This is a genomic window from Clostridium sp. FP2, from assembly GCF_011065955.2.
Classification (GTDB): Bacteria; Bacillota; Clostridia; order Clostridiales; family Clostridiaceae; genus Clostridium_AD; species Clostridium_AD tagluense.
The window spans coordinates 863,276-880,365 of the sequence record NZ_JAAMNI020000001.1 but is presented as its reverse complement, the minus strand read 5'-3'; the positions used below and the strand labels follow the sequence as shown (position 1 = coordinate 880,365).

15 protein-coding genes and 1 pseudogene are annotated in these 17,090 nt (G+C 31.9%); 3 read left to right on the top strand and 13 right to left on the bottom strand.

The features are described 5' to 3' along the window. Window positions 1-211: 211 nt before the first annotated feature. The 7 genes and pseudogenes from G9F71_RS04155 to G9F71_RS04125 form a co-directional block, all read right to left on the bottom strand. Window positions 212-1,414: a NupC/NupG family nucleoside CNT transporter gene (locus G9F71_RS04155; protein WP_164949666.1), complete on the bottom strand. Its 1,203-nt coding sequence runs from the start codon at window positions 1,412-1,414 to the stop codon at window positions 212-214. 369 nt (window positions 1,415-1,783) lie between these two features. Beyond that, window positions 1,784-3,505: pseudogene (dhaK, locus tag G9F71_RS27545) on the bottom strand (dihydroxyacetone kinase subunit DhaK). After that, window positions 3,505-4,587, bottom strand: coding sequence for a glycerol dehydrogenase (locus G9F71_RS04145; protein WP_164949663.1), 1,083 nt, complete (start codon window positions 4,585-4,587; stop codon window positions 3,505-3,507). Before G9F71_RS04145 ends, dhaK begins: the two are co-directional and overlap by 1 nt. 184 nt (window positions 4,588-4,771) lie before the next feature. Then, a complete protein-coding gene (locus tag G9F71_RS04140; protein ID WP_164949662.1) occupies window positions 4,772-5,803 on the bottom strand; it encodes a PocR ligand-binding domain-containing protein in 1,032 nt (343 codons plus the stop codon). Window positions 5,804-6,084: 281 nt separating this feature from the next. Next, window positions 6,085-6,423, bottom strand: coding sequence for a hypothetical protein (locus G9F71_RS04135; protein WP_164949661.1), 339 nt, complete (start codon window positions 6,421-6,423; stop codon window positions 6,085-6,087). A gap of 90 nt (window positions 6,424-6,513) precedes the next feature. Continuing rightward, the gene (locus G9F71_RS04130; RefSeq protein ID WP_164949660.1) at window positions 6,514-6,897 is read right to left on the bottom strand and encodes a 4-fold beta flower protein; all 384 of its coding nucleotides are present in this window, start codon (window positions 6,895-6,897) and stop codon (window positions 6,514-6,516) included. Then, complete coding sequence (locus G9F71_RS04125) at window positions 6,869-7,246, bottom strand: hypothetical protein (RefSeq protein ID WP_164949659.1); 378 nt, start codon at window positions 7,244-7,246, stop codon at window positions 6,869-6,871. The genes G9F71_RS04130 and G9F71_RS04125 overlap by 29 nt, the downstream gene beginning before the upstream one ends. 261 nt (window positions 7,247-7,507) lie before the next feature. Here G9F71_RS04125 and G9F71_RS04120 point away from each other — a divergent pair, with 261 nt between their 5' ends. Beyond that, on the top strand, window positions 7,508-7,882 hold the full coding sequence (locus tag G9F71_RS04120; RefSeq protein WP_187353472.1) for a hypothetical protein: 375 nt from the start codon (window positions 7,508-7,510) through the stop codon (window positions 7,880-7,882). 42 nt (window positions 7,883-7,924) lie between these two features. After that, window positions 7,925-8,425: a hypothetical protein gene (locus G9F71_RS04115; RefSeq protein WP_164949658.1), complete on the top strand. Its 501-nt coding sequence runs from the start codon at window positions 7,925-7,927 to the stop codon at window positions 8,423-8,425. 130 nt (window positions 8,426-8,555) lie between these two features. Here G9F71_RS04115 and G9F71_RS04110 read toward each other — a convergent pair whose 3' ends face one another. Further along, on the bottom strand, window positions 8,556-9,797 hold the full coding sequence (locus G9F71_RS04110; RefSeq protein WP_164949657.1) for a tetratricopeptide repeat protein: 1,242 nt from the start codon (window positions 9,795-9,797) through the stop codon (window positions 8,556-8,558). 223 nt (window positions 9,798-10,020) lie between these two features. Between G9F71_RS04110 and G9F71_RS04105 the strand changes: the two genes are divergently transcribed. Then, the gene (locus G9F71_RS04105; protein ID WP_164949656.1) at window positions 10,021-11,271 is read left to right on the top strand and encodes an MFS transporter; all 1,251 of its coding nucleotides are present in this window, start codon (window positions 10,021-10,023) and stop codon (window positions 11,269-11,271) included. A 112-nt stretch (window positions 11,272-11,383) separates the two neighbouring features. Here G9F71_RS04105 and G9F71_RS04100 read toward each other — a convergent pair whose 3' ends face one another. From G9F71_RS04100 to G9F71_RS04080, 5 genes are all read right to left on the bottom strand, one after another. Further along, the gene (locus tag G9F71_RS04100; protein WP_164949655.1) at window positions 11,384-12,286 is read right to left on the bottom strand and encodes an ABC transporter ATP-binding protein; all 903 of its coding nucleotides are present in this window, start codon (window positions 12,284-12,286) and stop codon (window positions 11,384-11,386) included. Then, window positions 12,276-13,304 carry an ABC transporter ATP-binding protein gene (locus G9F71_RS04095; RefSeq protein ID WP_164949654.1) on the bottom strand — a complete coding sequence of 343 codons (1,029 nt, stop codon included), beginning with the start codon at window positions 13,302-13,304 and terminating at the stop codon, window positions 12,276-12,278. The genes G9F71_RS04100 and G9F71_RS04095 overlap by 11 nt, the downstream gene beginning before the upstream one ends. A gap of 74 nt (window positions 13,305-13,378) precedes the next feature. Next, window positions 13,379-14,923 (bottom strand): ABC transporter substrate-binding protein, encoded by a 1,545-nt coding sequence (locus G9F71_RS04090; RefSeq protein WP_164949653.1) that lies wholly within the window; start codon window positions 14,921-14,923, stop codon window positions 13,379-13,381. A gap of 72 nt (window positions 14,924-14,995) precedes the next feature. Continuing rightward, the gene (locus G9F71_RS04085; RefSeq protein ID WP_164949652.1) at window positions 14,996-15,901 is read right to left on the bottom strand and encodes an ABC transporter permease; all 906 of its coding nucleotides are present in this window, start codon (window positions 15,899-15,901) and stop codon (window positions 14,996-14,998) included. Next, window positions 15,892-16,878, bottom strand: coding sequence for an ABC transporter permease (locus G9F71_RS04080; RefSeq protein ID WP_411956125.1), 987 nt, complete (start codon window positions 16,876-16,878; stop codon window positions 15,892-15,894). The genes G9F71_RS04085 and G9F71_RS04080 overlap by 10 nt, the downstream gene beginning before the upstream one ends. Between the last annotated feature and the right edge of the window lie 212 nt (window positions 16,879-17,090).

The window sequence follows — 17,090 nt, the reverse complement described above, 5'->3', positions numbered from 1 at the left end:
AAAATTTAAAAGCTACTTATACATAATACGTTTCTAAAATGTATTCGTTTCAATTATTCTAACAGTTCATTGTAAAGTACATGTTATGAATTTGGTCAGAATTAGTTAATAATCAATAGAAGGTAACTGTGACTTGTTAAAAAATTCAAATTTTTAACTGATTAAAGATAAAAAAGTGTAATTAACAAAGCTATTTAATTTTTATGATATTCTAAATTGCAATAATTAAACCTACGATTAATGCACTTAATATACTTACACAGAAACCACCTATCATTCCTCTAAAAGCAAGTTTTGATAGTTGGCCTCTCTTATCTGGACAGAATACTGATATTCCTGATACACAGATTCCCATACTTGATATATTTGCAAAACCTGTTAATGACACTGCAAGCATAAGTCCTGTTCTATAATCTAATGTACTCATTACTTTACCAAGTTGCCCAAATGCTACAAACTCATTTAACGCCATCTTACTTCCAAGTAATTGCCCTGCAAGTAATATTTCTCCACTCGGTACACCCATTAAATAACCTATTGGTGCAAATGCATATCCAAGTATCCCTTCCAGTGATGCTCCAAAGATTCCAAGAAACCCATTAACCATTGCAACTAGTGCTACTATTGCTATAAGCACTGCCCCAATTCCAAGAGCCATATTAAGTCCTGCAGATGCTCCTTCTGAAATAGCTGATATTAAGTTTTCATTATTACCCTTATTATCTATTTTTAAATTATCTATTTCATTAACTCCTTCTACCTCTGGAACTAATATTTTAGAGATAATTATACTTCCAAGTGGCACTAATGTACTACCAATTAAAAGATATTCCATAGGTATTCCAAGACCAACATATCCCATTATTACACTAACAGACATACTCCCCATACCTGATATAAGCACTAGCATTATTTCACTTTCAGTCATTTTAGGTAAATACTTGCTTACAAGTAATGGTGAATCTGTTTGCCCTAAAAACATGTTTGCTACTGCAACAAAACTTTCTACTTTGCTTGTCCCAATAACTTTTTGTATTGCTCCACCTATTATTTTAACAACAAAGCCTATAACTCCTAGATAAAATAAAGCTCCAACCAATGCTGATACGAATATTATGTTACCTAATACTTGTATACCAAATACCATTCCCGTTGGTGCCGCAGCATCTGCTAATGATCCAAATACAAATTTCAAACCCTGGCTACCATAGTTTAAGACATTACTAACCCCATCTGATACATTTTGTATAACTATTCTTCCCAATGGAACTTTAACTAATAAGAATGCCACTACGAATTGTATAACAAATGCCTTAATAATTAGTTTCTTATTAATAAGGCCCTTATTATTTGATACTAAATATAAAATGCCCAGTAAAATTATAATTCCTAATAAATTTCTTGTTATTATCATAAATTCCCTCCTCTTTTTAATGCGTATCTTTGGATACTTATTCTTTTCCCTTTAGAATTCTCCAAAAAAAATAACAAGTCAATACGCTAGTCCATTTTTTTAAATGTCTTATTAGATTATTTTATACACCTATTTTTATAATCTTATAATATTATTATACCTTAGGTTTATCGATATCAGTGTTTTTTTTGAATAATCTGTCGAATTTAATATTAAAAACTAAGTTTCTAAAAAAAATATTACATTTTATTGTATTGTTTTTTGAAAATTCAAAAAAAGCCTACCCATAGATTACTCTATGAAATAAGCTTATGTTATTATATATATTTCTTTATTTACTAATACAACTGTGTTAATTTTCTATTAGAATTAGCTTTTAATTAAATTTTCTACAACTTCCGTAAATATAATTCCAATAGCTGTTGCTCCAGCATCAGGATGATCTAAACTTCTCTCACCAACATAAGTTGCTCTTCCTTTAGATGCCACTATTTTCTTTGTATTCTCGGCACCTATTACAGCCTCTTTTGCACTTTTCTTCATGGCCTCTAATATTTCTCCATCACCATTAGCACTGACCTTAAGTGATTCTATTGCAGGAATCAAAGCATCAAGTAATGTTTTATCCCCCAGTTTAGCTCCACCTATTTTTTGTATTCCATCAGCTGCACTTTGAAGTGTTTCTGCAAATTCTTTTAAACTTAATTCTAATTTTCCATTGGCATATTTACCTGCGCTTCTAAATGCTGATCCCCAAATTGGACCTGATGCACCGCCACAATGCTCTGTAATTATCATTCCGCAGCCTTTTAAGAACTTTCCAATATCTTCATTTGAAATATCTTCCCATTCACTTCTTAGTTGTTTAAAACCTTTGGATAATGACATTCCAAAGTCACCGTCTCCTGCTGGAGAATCTAAATCACAAAAATATACTTCATTTCTTATTATTATGTCACACATATTATTTACTATATTAACAATGTCCTTTGTTATCAACTTATTCATTTGCTATTCCTCCAATTTTTCTCTAGTACATAATTAGGTACATTAGATTATCTAATGTTTTTTATTAAATCATCTTCTGAAATGTAGTTAAAACTTTAAAGCTGGAGTATCAGTTGGGAAATCTAGAAGGCCTTTAAGCTTATCATTTAACTTAAGTACAGAAATTGATGCACCAGCCATATCTATTGCCGTCATATAGTTTCCAATTAATGTCCTATAAACTTTAATATTTTTATCTTCTAAAATTTTATTTGCAGAACCATTTAGAATATATAATTCTTGCAGTGGCGTAGCACCGAACCCATTTACTAATAACGCGATTTCATCCCCAGACTCACATTTTAGATCTTCAATAATTCGTGTAAGCATTTTGTCTGCTAATTCATCTGATGATACTATTTTTTCCCTTGCTATTCCAGGTTCTCCATGAATTCCTACACCAAATTCCATTTCGTCTTCACCTAATACAAAAGTTGGAGTTCCCTTTGCTGGTACTGTGCAAGAAGTAAATGCAAATCCAATTGTCCTAACATTTGCAATAGCTTCTCGGGCTGCATCCTTAACCTCTAAGAGATTCATTCCTTGTTCTGCCGCGGCTCCTGCAATTTTGTGGATTAATACTGTACCTGCCACACCTCTTCTGCCCACTGTATAAAGACTATCTTTAACAGCCACATCATCATTCACATAAACTTTTTCAACTTTTATATCGTCATCTTCTAAGGCCATTTCTGCTGCCCCATCGAAATTCATACAATCTCCTGAATAGTTCTTTATAATTAAAAGTGTTCCTTTTTTGGACTGAGTTTCTATTATTGAGTTATAAACTTGTATGGTAGATGGTGATGCAAAAACATCGCCACATACTGCTGCATCCAACATTCCAGTTCCAACAAATCCTGCATGTGCAGGCTCATGACCACTTCCGCCACCACTAATAAGACTTACCTTGTTCTGATTTAAGTTTTTTCTTTTTATTATTTTATATTTTTTACTAAGTACTAATTTATCTGGATGTGCTTTTACCATTCCTTTACACATTTCTAAAACCATATCGTCAACATTATTTATTATCTTTTTCATTATTCTCCTCCAAGTATGTTAGCTGTAAGTATTGCTGCATATACATCCTGGGCAGTTACCTTAAAAGGCATATTATACATTGACTCTCCATCTGCACAAGAAAGTTTTGCAACTTCCATTAACCTAGCTTCATTTATTTCATTAACTCCAAGATCTTTTAAACAAGTTGGCAGTCCCATAGACTTACAATAAGCAAGTACAGTATCTATTTCCTGCTTTGGTGCATTTTCTAGTACTAAATGAACTATTGTTCCGAAGGCTACTTTCTCACCATGATAATATTTATGAGTTTCTTCTAGTACAGTTAATCCATCGTGTATGGCATGAGCTGCAGCCAAACCGCCACTTTCAAAGCCAATTCCACTTAAAAGTATATTAGTTTCTATTATGTTTTCAAGAGCCTTAGTTACTACATTCGCATCGCAAGCCGCCTTAGCCTTAACAGAATCTTCAAGTAAAGTCTCATAACATAGCTTTGCCATTGCAAAAGCTGCCTTTGTACTTTTTCCACCAGAATTTACCGTTGCAAAAGACCTTAAACATGACCTAGCTTCAAAATAAGTAGAAAGTGCATCTCCCATTCCCGAAACCAAAAATCTTGTGGGTGCTTTTGCTATTATTTCTGTATCAACTAGGATAACATTTGGGCTATTTAAATACATATACTCTTGAAATTCACCATTTTCCGTGTAAATCACTGATGAAGAACTGCAAGGTGCATCTGTTGCTGCAATTGTAGGTATAACAATTACAGCTTTATGTTGATAATGTGCAACTGACTTTGCTGTATCAATAGCTTTTCCGCCACCTAGTCCTACAAAAACATCGCATTCATTTTCAACTGCTAATTTTCTTAGTCTTTCAATCTCATTTATTGTGCATTCGCCTTTGAACTCACCGTATACAAGCTCAAAATCTCCTTTTTCTAATGTTTTATCTAATTGCTTTTGGACTCTTGCTTGATCATCTTTATGAGCCACAAATAATACTTTTTTGCCGTAAGCGGTTACATAATCCCCCAAATTACATAATTCTCCTTGACCTTGAATATATTTTGAAGGTGATATTAACATTTTTTTCATTATTAATCCGCTCCTTATTAATTTGATTTAATTTTCTAACTTGTCTAAATTATAAACCCCACCTCTTAAAATTTCATTGGATTAAATTGCATTCATATGGAATGTAGTCGCTTACTTTATGTAAAATTTCATAGTACTTTTTTGTACTTACTCTTGAAATAGGAAAAAACAGCACTAATTTAACTTAGTACTGTTTTCCTAGATTATATTTATTTCTATATACGGCGGGTGTTATCCCTTCGATTTTTTTAAATACCTTTATAAAATAACCACAATCTTCAAAACCCAAATCAATGGATAAATTTATTATTGGAATATCTGATGTTTCAAGGAACTCCTTAGCCTTTTTAATTCTCACCTTATTTATATATTTAGAGAAATTATCGCCAATGTCTTTTTTAAAAAGCTTGCTAAAATAACTAGGACTAATGTTACATAGCGATGCCATATCAACAAGTGTAATTGACTCACTATATCTCTTTTGTATATATTCCAATGCTGGTTTTAAAACATTATTTTTACCATCTAATATTTTATTACTTGTATCTTCACTAATATCTGATTTGCTAACATTTAAGCCATTAACTTCTTTTAAATCCTGTTCCACTTTTCCGAATTTTAAATTTGTCTTCTTAAATGAACCCACAGTTAAAACCTTTTCATTGATTTTATTTGAAATTATTTTTAATAAAGCTTCCTCCACGATATAGTTGCTAATATGAAAAATCATGTTAGCAACCGATTTCACTCGACCTATCGTCATTATCGGCAACTTTTCATATAAGCGTTTCATTTTTGCTTCTTCTTCTAAATTCGCCTTAAAATATTTATTATTAACTACTTGTTCCAAATTTTCCTTTTCTTTCTCCTTAATAATAACTTGTCCTGCCATTACCGCACCAAAGTATTGTCCATCTACTATAATAGGAATAGCAAAATCTAAAACCCCTACATGACATGTATATATGTATGGTTGCTGTAATCTAGCAGCCTCAAGGCCTCCTCTAGAGTCACATTTTTCACATAGCTTACTTAAGTCTGAATTCGATTTTATGAATTCACAAAATTCGCTACACTTACTATGCTGGGTAATTGGTTTTCCTGTATAATCCACAGTTACCATAGCTATACCTGTTACCTCTGATATTTCATCCTGAATTTTTTGAAAGTTATCTACATTAATAATCTCATCTAGATGTAACAAAGCGTTTTTCAAAATACTTCCTCCAATCATTAATAAAGGTACTATATTAAATCATCTCTAAATTTCATATTATATATTTTGATTTTAAGAGTGTACATAAGCTTTTTTCATACCTATTCTTCTATATAAGAAAGATTACAATTCCCTGCATAACCTTGCTCAAAGCCATCATCTTCTGGTGTGGACTTGTTATATATAGTAATACCTATATTATAGCATACGCAGATAATACTATAATAAGATTTTGAAATGCAATTATAGAACAACAAATGCAGTATAAGCCTTTCTTGTTTTTAGCAGTTATTAGGCACATCATCAAAATTTGGAGTAAGTAGCTTACTTACGTTGCAAGTTAGAGCAACTGTGGTAGCTTTTTTTATCTTAAGTTCAATTTCATCAATCCCCCTTGATCTAATAAAGATAATAAGAACATCATCTTTATTTGTACTCCTTATAGTAATAAACCCCCTGTCACTTAAATAATATAGAGCTGCAATTATCTCACACTTGTTTGCACCTACTATTTTGTATTCTTGCCTTGTAATATCTTTGTAATTGCAAATACAAAATAAATATTCATATAACTCAAATAAAATTTGAATTCTAATTAAATCTCTTTCTATCTGTAGCATAAATTAAATCATCTCCTGCGGAGCTTCATATTACAGCGTGTAACTCCCACTTATAGAAGTAGACGACTTTCCTTCTATGTCATTAAACACCTACCTTTGATTAAGCCACTGAGTGAAAGTTAGTTTAGACCATTCACCTGCCGGCTCAGGCGCATACCCAGGATTCAATGGAAGTCCAGGAATAATTGGTGAAACTGGAATAATTTGAGGCCCAATATCAAGTGGCGCCTTTGTGAACCCTATACCGCCCACTACAGGTCCGCTAGTACTCCAAGCTACAATCCTACCATCTCTATCTAAAAGGTTAGTACCCCTGAGCCCACCAATCCATATTCTAGATTTTGTTGCCCAAACATAATTGTTATATACATATGCTACCCATTTTAAATCTTTATCAAATACATTACTATATTCTAATAACCACCCAACAAAGTTAGCCTTTTTATCATATAAAGGCTCCATTATAATCGGCATTAACTGTACCTCCACTCTTTTCTTTTTTATTTATAACAGGTATTAGCAAATCTTCAAATATATTAGAAACTGCAAATTTACCAGTTTCAATAAGATAATTTTCCACTTCCTCCATGCCACGACCTAAAACATAAGCAGAAACTGTTTTGTCTCTTTCTATGTTAAAAAAAATCCATCTTCTATAGTATATGAAATAAAGAGCTGCAATTATTTCAATTCTACAATTATTAGGAACCTCATAATCAATATTACTACACACTTCATAGCCATAAGTAAAGAAGTCCCTATATAATTGAAATAATAAGTTATATCTAAGCAATCTACGTTTCTCAAATATTAATAAATCCATAAAGCACCTCATACAATATGTATTTAGGTATCTACCCTGTTATTTTTCCAAGGCACCTTATATATAGTATGCATATTATGTATAAGGTGCCTATGTTCTTTAATATATTGGATACTAATTATTAACTTTTGTTGAATTAAATCATCTTCTGCGAAGCTGCAATATTAACCATATTATTAATAAATAAGTACTAAATTTAAATAACAAAAAACTATAGTGCATCATATACTGTAATTGTAAATACTTTTAGGAGTTAATTTAATGTATATTGATGAAGATTCTATTAGATCTTATAATCAAAGATATATGTATGAACCAGATACTGAATATCTTCCACTGGCGTATCAATACAGACAAATAGGTCCTCAGGGCATGCCACCTTCTGGCCCTCCAAACTTTACACCAACTGAACCTAAATCACAACAATTTGGCGCTACTCCTCTAGCTATAGACCCAGGTGCAATTAGACCTTGCATATATAGATTTGTATATATATGGCCAAGAAGAGGCAACGGATTTTGGGCATGGCTTGTATTCGTGGGCCCTAGATCTGTAGCAGGCTTTCGCTTTAATAGAAATACTTGGAGATATTTTGGAATGGATTTAAGGGATATTCGTAGTTTCCAATGCTTTTAAAATACTATAGATTAGGAGTTTAAATAGGAATGGAGGTGGAAAATGATACAGTTTAAATCTTTTAGTGGTTTCATTACCATGATTAATGATTTTTGGATAAATGAAAGTGGAGAAGGTGCAGGATGTTATAAATTAATGTCTGTAGAAGATGAATTTGGAACTGTAGTAAATTTTGTGGTGACACCGGTGACTTATTTTGTAGACCATGTAATGGTTAGATTAGGAGATAATCTAACTGGATTTTATGATGCAAATGCACCTGTCCCTATGATTTTTCCTCCACAATTTCAAGCAATTGTTATGGCAATAAATACACCATATCAAAATGTGAAAGTAGACTATTTTAACAGTCAATTGGTGAGTAGCGATAATTATTTAAAATTAAACATTGCCCCCTATACTCAGATAGTATTGGAAAACGGGCAAGCCTTTACCCTAAACCCTGCAAACCGAAACCTAATTGTTGTCTATGGCGCTACCACAAAAAGTATCCCAGCCCAAACCACGCCCTATGAAATTATTGTTATGTGTTCGATGTCCTGAAAAAATTTACTTATTTTTTTTCATGATTAGCTATCCTTATTTAAATCAATTAAGCTTTTATTAATTTCTATATTTTGCGCGAAATACTTGAGTATTTCGCGCATTCGTTTGCTCTGCAAATTCTTTTTTATCATACAATCTCTTTATATATTTTATTAGCTTCCTTATATTTTCTTTTTTTCTCAAGGTGCTCTATTAATTTAAGTTTCATAGGTTTACAAAGATTAAAATAATTTATATTCTCATAGTAAGGTAGTATTTTTTTTGTAACTTCTTCATAAAATATATTTTCTTCAAAGTTAAAAATACTTAAATAGAAAAAATATAGTAAATTGTAGTAAATTGAGCATTCATATTCTTTTACTAAATACTTATTAAACATCTCTTTACATTCCTCAATTCTGTTTAACTTAATACATGCCTCTACATAATTTGAAGCAGATAAAAGTGGATCACTATCTGTTTCTAAAGCCCTTTTAGTCCAAACTATGCTTTCTTCATAGTTTTCTTTGCAAAAATATAAGTAAGACAAATTGATATATAAATGACCTAAAATTTTATTGATATTAAAATGATTTGCTCCTGTTAATGCTGCTTTAAAGTGTTTTTCTGCTTTTTCATATATTTTTAAATCTGTATAACATATTCCTATATAGTTATGGCACCATAGCGCATTAATGTACCTTCCGTTTCTTTCATAGCTTTCTAGTGCTTTTTCTAGATAGTAGGTTCCCTTCAAGTGTTCATTATTAAAACAGTATGAAAATCCTAAATTATAATTAACCCAAGGAGTCTCTTTTAGCCTATAGGCATTAGCTAATCTTTCTATACCTTCATTATGATCATCATATTTGTATATAATTCTTCCAGTTATAAATAGATGCAAATATTGAAGTTCCTGGCTTAAAGAAGAATAAATTTTGTCTAAAGCTATTATATCCTGCTTTAAATCATTATAACTCAAATGTTCTACGAAGGTATTATACATAAGTTGATATATTTTATACTCAATATTATAGGGGGAGGTGCTTATTAAATCTTCTACATTTAGTAACTCTTTATATATTATTTTTGCATCTTCATGATTCAAGTTTTCTATTTGAAACATCATATTATAAAATTGCTGTCTTATAAGACCAATGTCACCAAACTCTTCGATTTGATGTATATTTAGCTTTTTTAAAAGTGCTTCAATTATTTCACCTCTTAATCTTTTTTTACCATTTTCAAAATAACTTAAGTGGCTTATAGAACATATACCATAGGCTAATGCACCTTGGCTAATTTCATTTTGCAATCTATTATATTTAATCCAACCTGATAAAAAATCATATTCCAATTCTTTACCAAATATCTCCACTGTATCTTTCATAAATTAAGCTCCTTCTTATTTATACATACATATTTATTGCCAACTGAACATTTTATGTAAATTTCACCATTTATAGTGAATTATATATAATATTATAGCATTAGATGAGGATATTAATAAGATTTTTTCAATATAAATAGGTTGGAATTTAGTCCAAAAGTCTTTAAACTTAAAGTATATAATTATTTAAATAAATAATTCAACAAGATAGGTGGGGATAAAAGTGAAAAGAATAATTAATTGTTTTAAGCCATACAAGGGGCTACCAATGAGCATATATATATTATTTTTTGCTTCTATAGTTAACAACATAGGGAATTTTGTTGGACCATTTTTAACAATGTTTTTAACTTATAGGATTGGAATTAGTATTAGCCACGTTGGAGTTATAGTTGCAGTAAATGCTGGACTCGGTATGATAGGTACCATGATAGGTGGCAAGCTTATAGATAGCATAGGAAGAAAAAAGGTACTTATAGTTTTTGGAATTGCAGCAGGTATAGGATATGGGATGTGTGCATTTATAAATAATCCAATTATTATTACCAGTATATTAATGGTCTCAAGTTTTGTGGGAGGATTTTCTCATCCTGTGTACAGTACAATAACTACAGATTTAACGCAGGGGGATCAGAGAAATGCAGCCTTTTCTCTAAATTACATGGCAATGAATATTGGATTTTCAGTAGGTCCACTTTTAGCTGGGTTTTTATATGAAAATTATTTAATGTGGTTCTTTTTAGGGGATGCTATTACAACGCTCATCTCCATAGTACTTGTATCAATATTTGTACCTGAGAGTAAACCAAGTAAAGAAGAAATGGAAAAGTCAAAAGTTAATACTTATGAAAGTGCAGAAGAAGGCAGTTTAGTAAGGGCTCTTTTAAAAAGACCCACCTTGTTAATGTTTTGTTTTATTATAGTTATATATTTTATAGTATTTTCACAGTTTACATTTGGACTTTCAATACAGATTGGTGACATTTTTAGTAATAATGGTGCTACAATATTCGGAAGTCTTATGACGGTAAATGCAGTAATTTGCAGTATACTAACGATATTTATTACTTCTGCAACTAAAAATATTAAAGCATCCTTATGTATAGCTATTGGAGGATTATTGTATGCAATTGGATTTGGAATGATGTTTTTTATAAATGCATATTATTTATTTATTATCTCAACGGCTACATGGACTGTGGGAGAAATACTTGTAGCAACTAATACAAGTGTATATATTGCTAGTCATACACCAATTACTCATAGAGGAAGATTTAATTCGGTATTTCCTATAATAAGAAAACTTGGATTTATGATTGGACCTATGATGGCAGGTTTTTATGTGAAGTATACTAACATTAGAAATTTATGGATTCTAGTGGCAATCTTAGCTGTAATTGCTTCTTTAATGATGTATAAATTATATACTCTAGATAAGACAGAAATTAATGTAGCCCAAAATAAAGCATCATAAAAGAACCGTAAACATTTGATTTTACTTAACCATAAAACCCAATGGAGTACGTGAAATACTCCATTGGGTTTTTATATTTTATAATAATAAGAAAAAAATATTTAATCTAATGTTATATACATTGTAGCACAAAATGGCCTTCTGATACTTCTACCAACTGACTTACTTTTTCCAAAAGATCATCATTAATTGGATTATACTTGATACGAGTTCTCTTTTGCGCGCACTCTAGACCTGGAACAAGTATTGCTGAAAACAATGCTTTGGTATAAGGATGAATGGGATTGCGATATAATTCCTTAGTTTCAGCCAGTTCAACAATTTTCCCATGATACATAACACCTACCCGGTTGCATACATATTTCACCATTGCTAGGTCATGTGAAATAAATAAACATGTTAGGCCGTTTTCTCTTTGAAGCTTTTTGAATAAATTTATAATCTGCGCTTGAATCGAAACATCTAAAGATGCAATGGGTTCATCCGCAATTATAAATTCTGGATCTACGCTGAGCGCCCTTGCAATTCCTACACGTTGCCTCTGTCCACCTGAACATTCAAAGGGATAGTAATCCTGATAAATCTTATCTAGTCCCACTAAATTCATAAGCTTATAAACTTTCTCCCTGCGCTCTTCTTTCTTCTTATACAATTTTTGAATTATAAGAGGCTCCTCAATAATTTCTTTTATTGTCATTCTTGAATTTAGAGCCGAAGTTGAATCTTGAAATATGATTTGCATATTTCTATTTATAAATTTTTTTTCAGCTCTATAAATTTTACGATCTGATATAAGTTTTCCCCTATAATAGATTTCTCCCCCTGTTGGCTTATAGATATTAATAATGCTTCTACCTGTTGTTGATTTACCTGAACCTGATTCACCCACTAGTCCCAATATTTCTCCTTTGTAAATATCGAAAGATATATTATCAACTGCTTTACTTACAGTATTTCTATCTAATTTAAAATATTGTTTTAGATTTTTCACTTCTAATATTTTTTCAGTCTTCATTTTGCATCACCCTAAATTCTTTAAATCTAATGGGTGGCTTTATTTTTGGAGCATCTTTGTGTAAAAGCCAAGTTGCAGCACTATGGGTGTCGCTGATTTTAAACATAGGTGGCTCAGCTAGGTAATCTATCTTCAATGCATATTTATTCCTCTGTGCAAAGGCATCACCTTTTGGCGGATTCAATAAACTCGGGGGCATTCCTGGTATACAATTCAAATTTTCTGCGTCAGAATCCATATTAGGTAAAGAACACATTAATCCTAAGGTATAAGGATGCCGTGGATCATAAAAAATATCTTCCCTAGTACCTATTTCAACAATTTTTCCTGCATACATAATTGCAATCCTTTGGGCTAATTTGGCAACAACTCCTAAATCATGTGTGATAAATATGATTGATATCCCAGTTTTTATTTGTAATTCTTGAATAAGCTCTATTATTTGTGCTTGAGTAGTTACGTCTAAAGCAGTGGTTGGTTCGTCAGCAATTAATACTTTGGGTTTGGAGGCCAGTGCAATTGCAATAACACTTCTCTGTATCATTCCTCCAGAGAGCTGATGGGGATACTGATGGAATCTTTTTTCTGCATGGTCAATCTTAGCAAGCTCCATGAGCTCTATACTTTTCTTTTTTGCCTCACTTTTGCTAATCTTTTGATGAATCAAGACCGCTTCCATAATCTGTTTGCCAATAGACATAGTAGGATTTAAAGAAGTCATAGGATCTTGAAGGATCATAGATATCTCCCTGCCTCTAACCTTATCCATAGATTTATTGGATAAATTTATTAAGTTCTCTCCATTAAGAATAACTTCTCCACTTTTTATACAGGCATTCTCTGGAAGTACTCGTAAAATGCTTTTACATAATACCGATTTTCCGCAGCCTGATTCTCCAAGTATGGCTAAAACTTCTCCTTTTTTAAGAGAAAAAGAAACATCTCTAACCGCTTGCACCTCACCTGCTTTAGTTAAAAAGCTTACAACTAAATTATTTACTTCTAACAAATCCTTCATATTCGCTCCTATCCTTTAGAAACCACAAAGGAGCCATAGGCACCATTGTGGTTTCAGTTTGTTTTCTGGATTTTCTACTCAATTGTCCAATCTGAAATATTCCAGAATATGCCCACACCATGATGTCCCAAAACTGTTTCTGTGGTGATTCCTTTTATATTAGGCTTTGCACCATATAATGCATCTATATAAGCTATAAATGTATATGGCATATCCTTGGTTAATTCAATTTGGAATTCCTTATAATATTTTAATCTTTCAGCCTTCACATCAGTTTCTCTTGCTTTGCGTAATAACTCATCAACTTTAGTATTTGAATAGCTACTGTAATTATTACCTTTACCCGTTACAAACACTTTATAAGTGTGATCATCCGGGTCAAAAGGGCTCCCCCATCCAATCAGATGTGCGTCTTGATTTTCCCAATCGATTTTTGACAGTACGGCCACCTTCATATTTACGCCAATCGCCTTAAACTGTTGAGAACAGATATTCGCCATGTCTACTCTGACCTGGTCTCCTTCTTGGCAGTTGATAGTAAATGACAATTTTTTACCATTCTTTATATATATACCGTCCAAGCCAAGCTTCCAACCCGCTTTTTCCAACTCTTTTTTTGCTTTTTCCGGGTTATAGTCAAATTTCTCCATGTTAGGATCATTATATTCTCCAACCTGAATTGGTGAATAGGCTACTTTTCCGTGACCTAATAAAACGCTGTCCAAAACAGCTTTTCGATCAATAGCATAACTTAAAGCATTAGGTAATTCTCTATTTTCTTTAAATAGAGGGCTATTAAAATTATACAAAATTCCTCTGTAATCGGATGTTTTCATATCATAGATAGTAATGTCCTTATTATTTTCAAATTGCGCTGCATCCTGGGGTGTAATCTGTGCTAAATCCAATTCTCCAGATTTTAATTGCAGGGCTCTTGCTTTGGTATCCTGCACAATTTTAAAAATAACTTTATCAATTTGTGGTTCTTTTTTGTAGAAATCTTTATTTTTTACAAGTGTAATACTTTGTCCTTTATCCCAGCTCTCCATTTTAAATGGACCCGTTCCCGTTGGTGATTGATTGAATTTATCTGTTGCAATATCTTTTCCTTCTAGTAGGTGCTTAGGTAAGATACCAATTGTCAAATAATCCAACATGGCTACATTTGGTGCTTTTAAAGTTATTTTTAAGGTAGTCTTGTCCACTACTTCAATCTTTGTAATATCTTCATAGTTAGATGCTATTTCCGAAGAATTTTTAGGATTCATAATGGCTTCCAGCGTAAACTTCACATCTTCCGCCGTAAAAATTTTACCATCATGCCATTTAACATCATTTCTTAACATAAAAGTATATGTATTTGTAGCTTTATCAATGGTCCAGCTTTTTGCAAGTCCTGGAATAACCTTATTGTTTTTGTCATGTGCAGTAAGTCCACTGAAAATCAGGGAATTAATTTCTCCATGTTCATATAATGCTGGATTAATACTTGAATAATCCCCACTTCCATAAACTAAAACCTTTTCATTAGATGCTGTTTTATCCCCACCACACCCAACCAATAAAACTATACTCATTACCAGTGTAAATCCCAAAATAATCATTTTTTTTAATTTCATAATTGTCCCCCTAAATGTTTATTATTCAATATTTGCATTTTATATTGAAAGTAATATCGACACTTTCGTTCTTTATAAGTTGCTAAATTCTTTATTGTTTTTCTTTCTTACATAATCCCCTATATTTGTGATGCAAACCAATGTAACCACCAAAAATATACCTGGAATCAAGATAATCCACCAATAATTTGATAATAATGCTTTCTCTGAAAGTGAGAGCATGCTACCCCATGATATAATTTCAAGCGGAAGACCGATTCCTAAAAAGCTCAAAGTTGATTCTATTGCAATTGCGCTTCCAACATTGGTTACCACCATAAACATTATTGCTGAAATAAAATTTGGTATCAGATGCCTCTTTAAAATATAAAAAAATTTACCACCTGCACATTTTGCTGCTAAAATATATCCACTATTTCTAGTTTTCCTTACCTCACTTCGTACAATCTTAGAAATATTCATCCAACTAGTAACACCAATTACAATGGCTATGGATACTGGATTTGCCTTACCTATCATTGCTTGAATGAAAATCACGATTAAAATAGATGGTATACTGAGTAGTATTTCAGTAAATCGCATCATCATATCATCTATAAGTTCTGACGCAACACCACTTATGCTTCCATATACAACTGCCATTGTAGTTGATATTATTGTAGCAAATACCCCGATAAATAGAGAGATTTTACCACCATACCAAATCATAGTAAAAATGTCTCTGCCCAAGGAATCTGTACCGAAATAAAAGGTGCTGCTGGGAGCCACATTAATATTGCTTAAGTCCATATAACCCGGATTTAATTTTAATATTTCCCCGGAAAAGGTACATCCAAGGATTATTATGAGCAAGACTCCTATTGAGATATACGGTTTTTCTTTCAGGTTTTTTTTAAAGCTTTTTTTTTGCGCTACTTTTATCTCCTCTGAAATATAATTTTCTCCAACTATTTCAAAGTCGCTACCTTCTACTTCCAATCTTGCTCCCCCTCATCATGTTTCATTCTAGGATCTATTTTATCGTTAATTACTTGTGATATCATATTTACGAAAACAACTAGTATCCCCGTTATAAGACAAAGCAACATCAACATATTATAATCGTGATATTTCGCACTCTCAAAAGACAATGAGCCAAGTCCAGGATAAGAAAAAACTTTTTCTACCACATAAGTTTCTCCTAAAATATGAGGAACGGATATTGCCATAACACTAATATAGGAGGGCATAATGTTTTTCAAACAATGTTTATATACAATTTTCTTTTTACTTAAACCTTTAATTTTGCATAATAACACGTAATCTTGTCTGATTTCTTCTACTAATTTATTTCGAATCATGTAGGTATAGTACCACAGGTGGCTAAGTATAAGCACAATTAAAGGCAAGACAAGATGCTCTATTCTACTTACAACGCTACCTGACTTACCCATGGCATAGGCACCACTTGAAGGTAATATCCTTAAATTAATACTAAAAATCAATATTAGTATTAGCGATAACCAAAATGCTGGAATACAAGTAGTTATAACCCCTACTTTACAGATAATTTTATCAATGAGCTTATCTTCATGTACTGTGCAAAAAATCCCTAAAAGCAGAGCAAACAAAAATGTGAATATATATCCAAGCCCACCCAGTATAATTGTATTTTTATAAACATCTCCAATTACTGTGGTAACGTCCTGTTTATATTTATAAGATATACCGTACTGTCCATTAGATGCATTTGAAAACCAGCTAATATATTGTTTATATATAGGTTCATTTAGCCCCAGCTTTTCCATTGCCTCCAATTTTTCTGTAGTATTCATCCTTTCAGCACCTTCCCCATAATAAGATATTAGAGGATCACCAGGTGACAATCTTGCCATATAAAAGACAATTATAGACAACATAAATATAACAAAAATAAACTGCATTACTTTTTTCACCATGTAAATTACATCATTCACTAGATCCTATCCTTTCCTTAAGGGACATGAAAAACATAAAAACCACGAAAATTCAGATGCTTTTTCAAAATAAAAAAAAGCAGAACCTTCGTGGTTTAACTTAAATAGTTATTAAATTATTTTTCAAAAAAAATTAGTCTTATTCCTAAATTCTTACACAATATTGATGTTGCTCTTACATATGCATTTTAAACTATATTTCTATTTTTGTC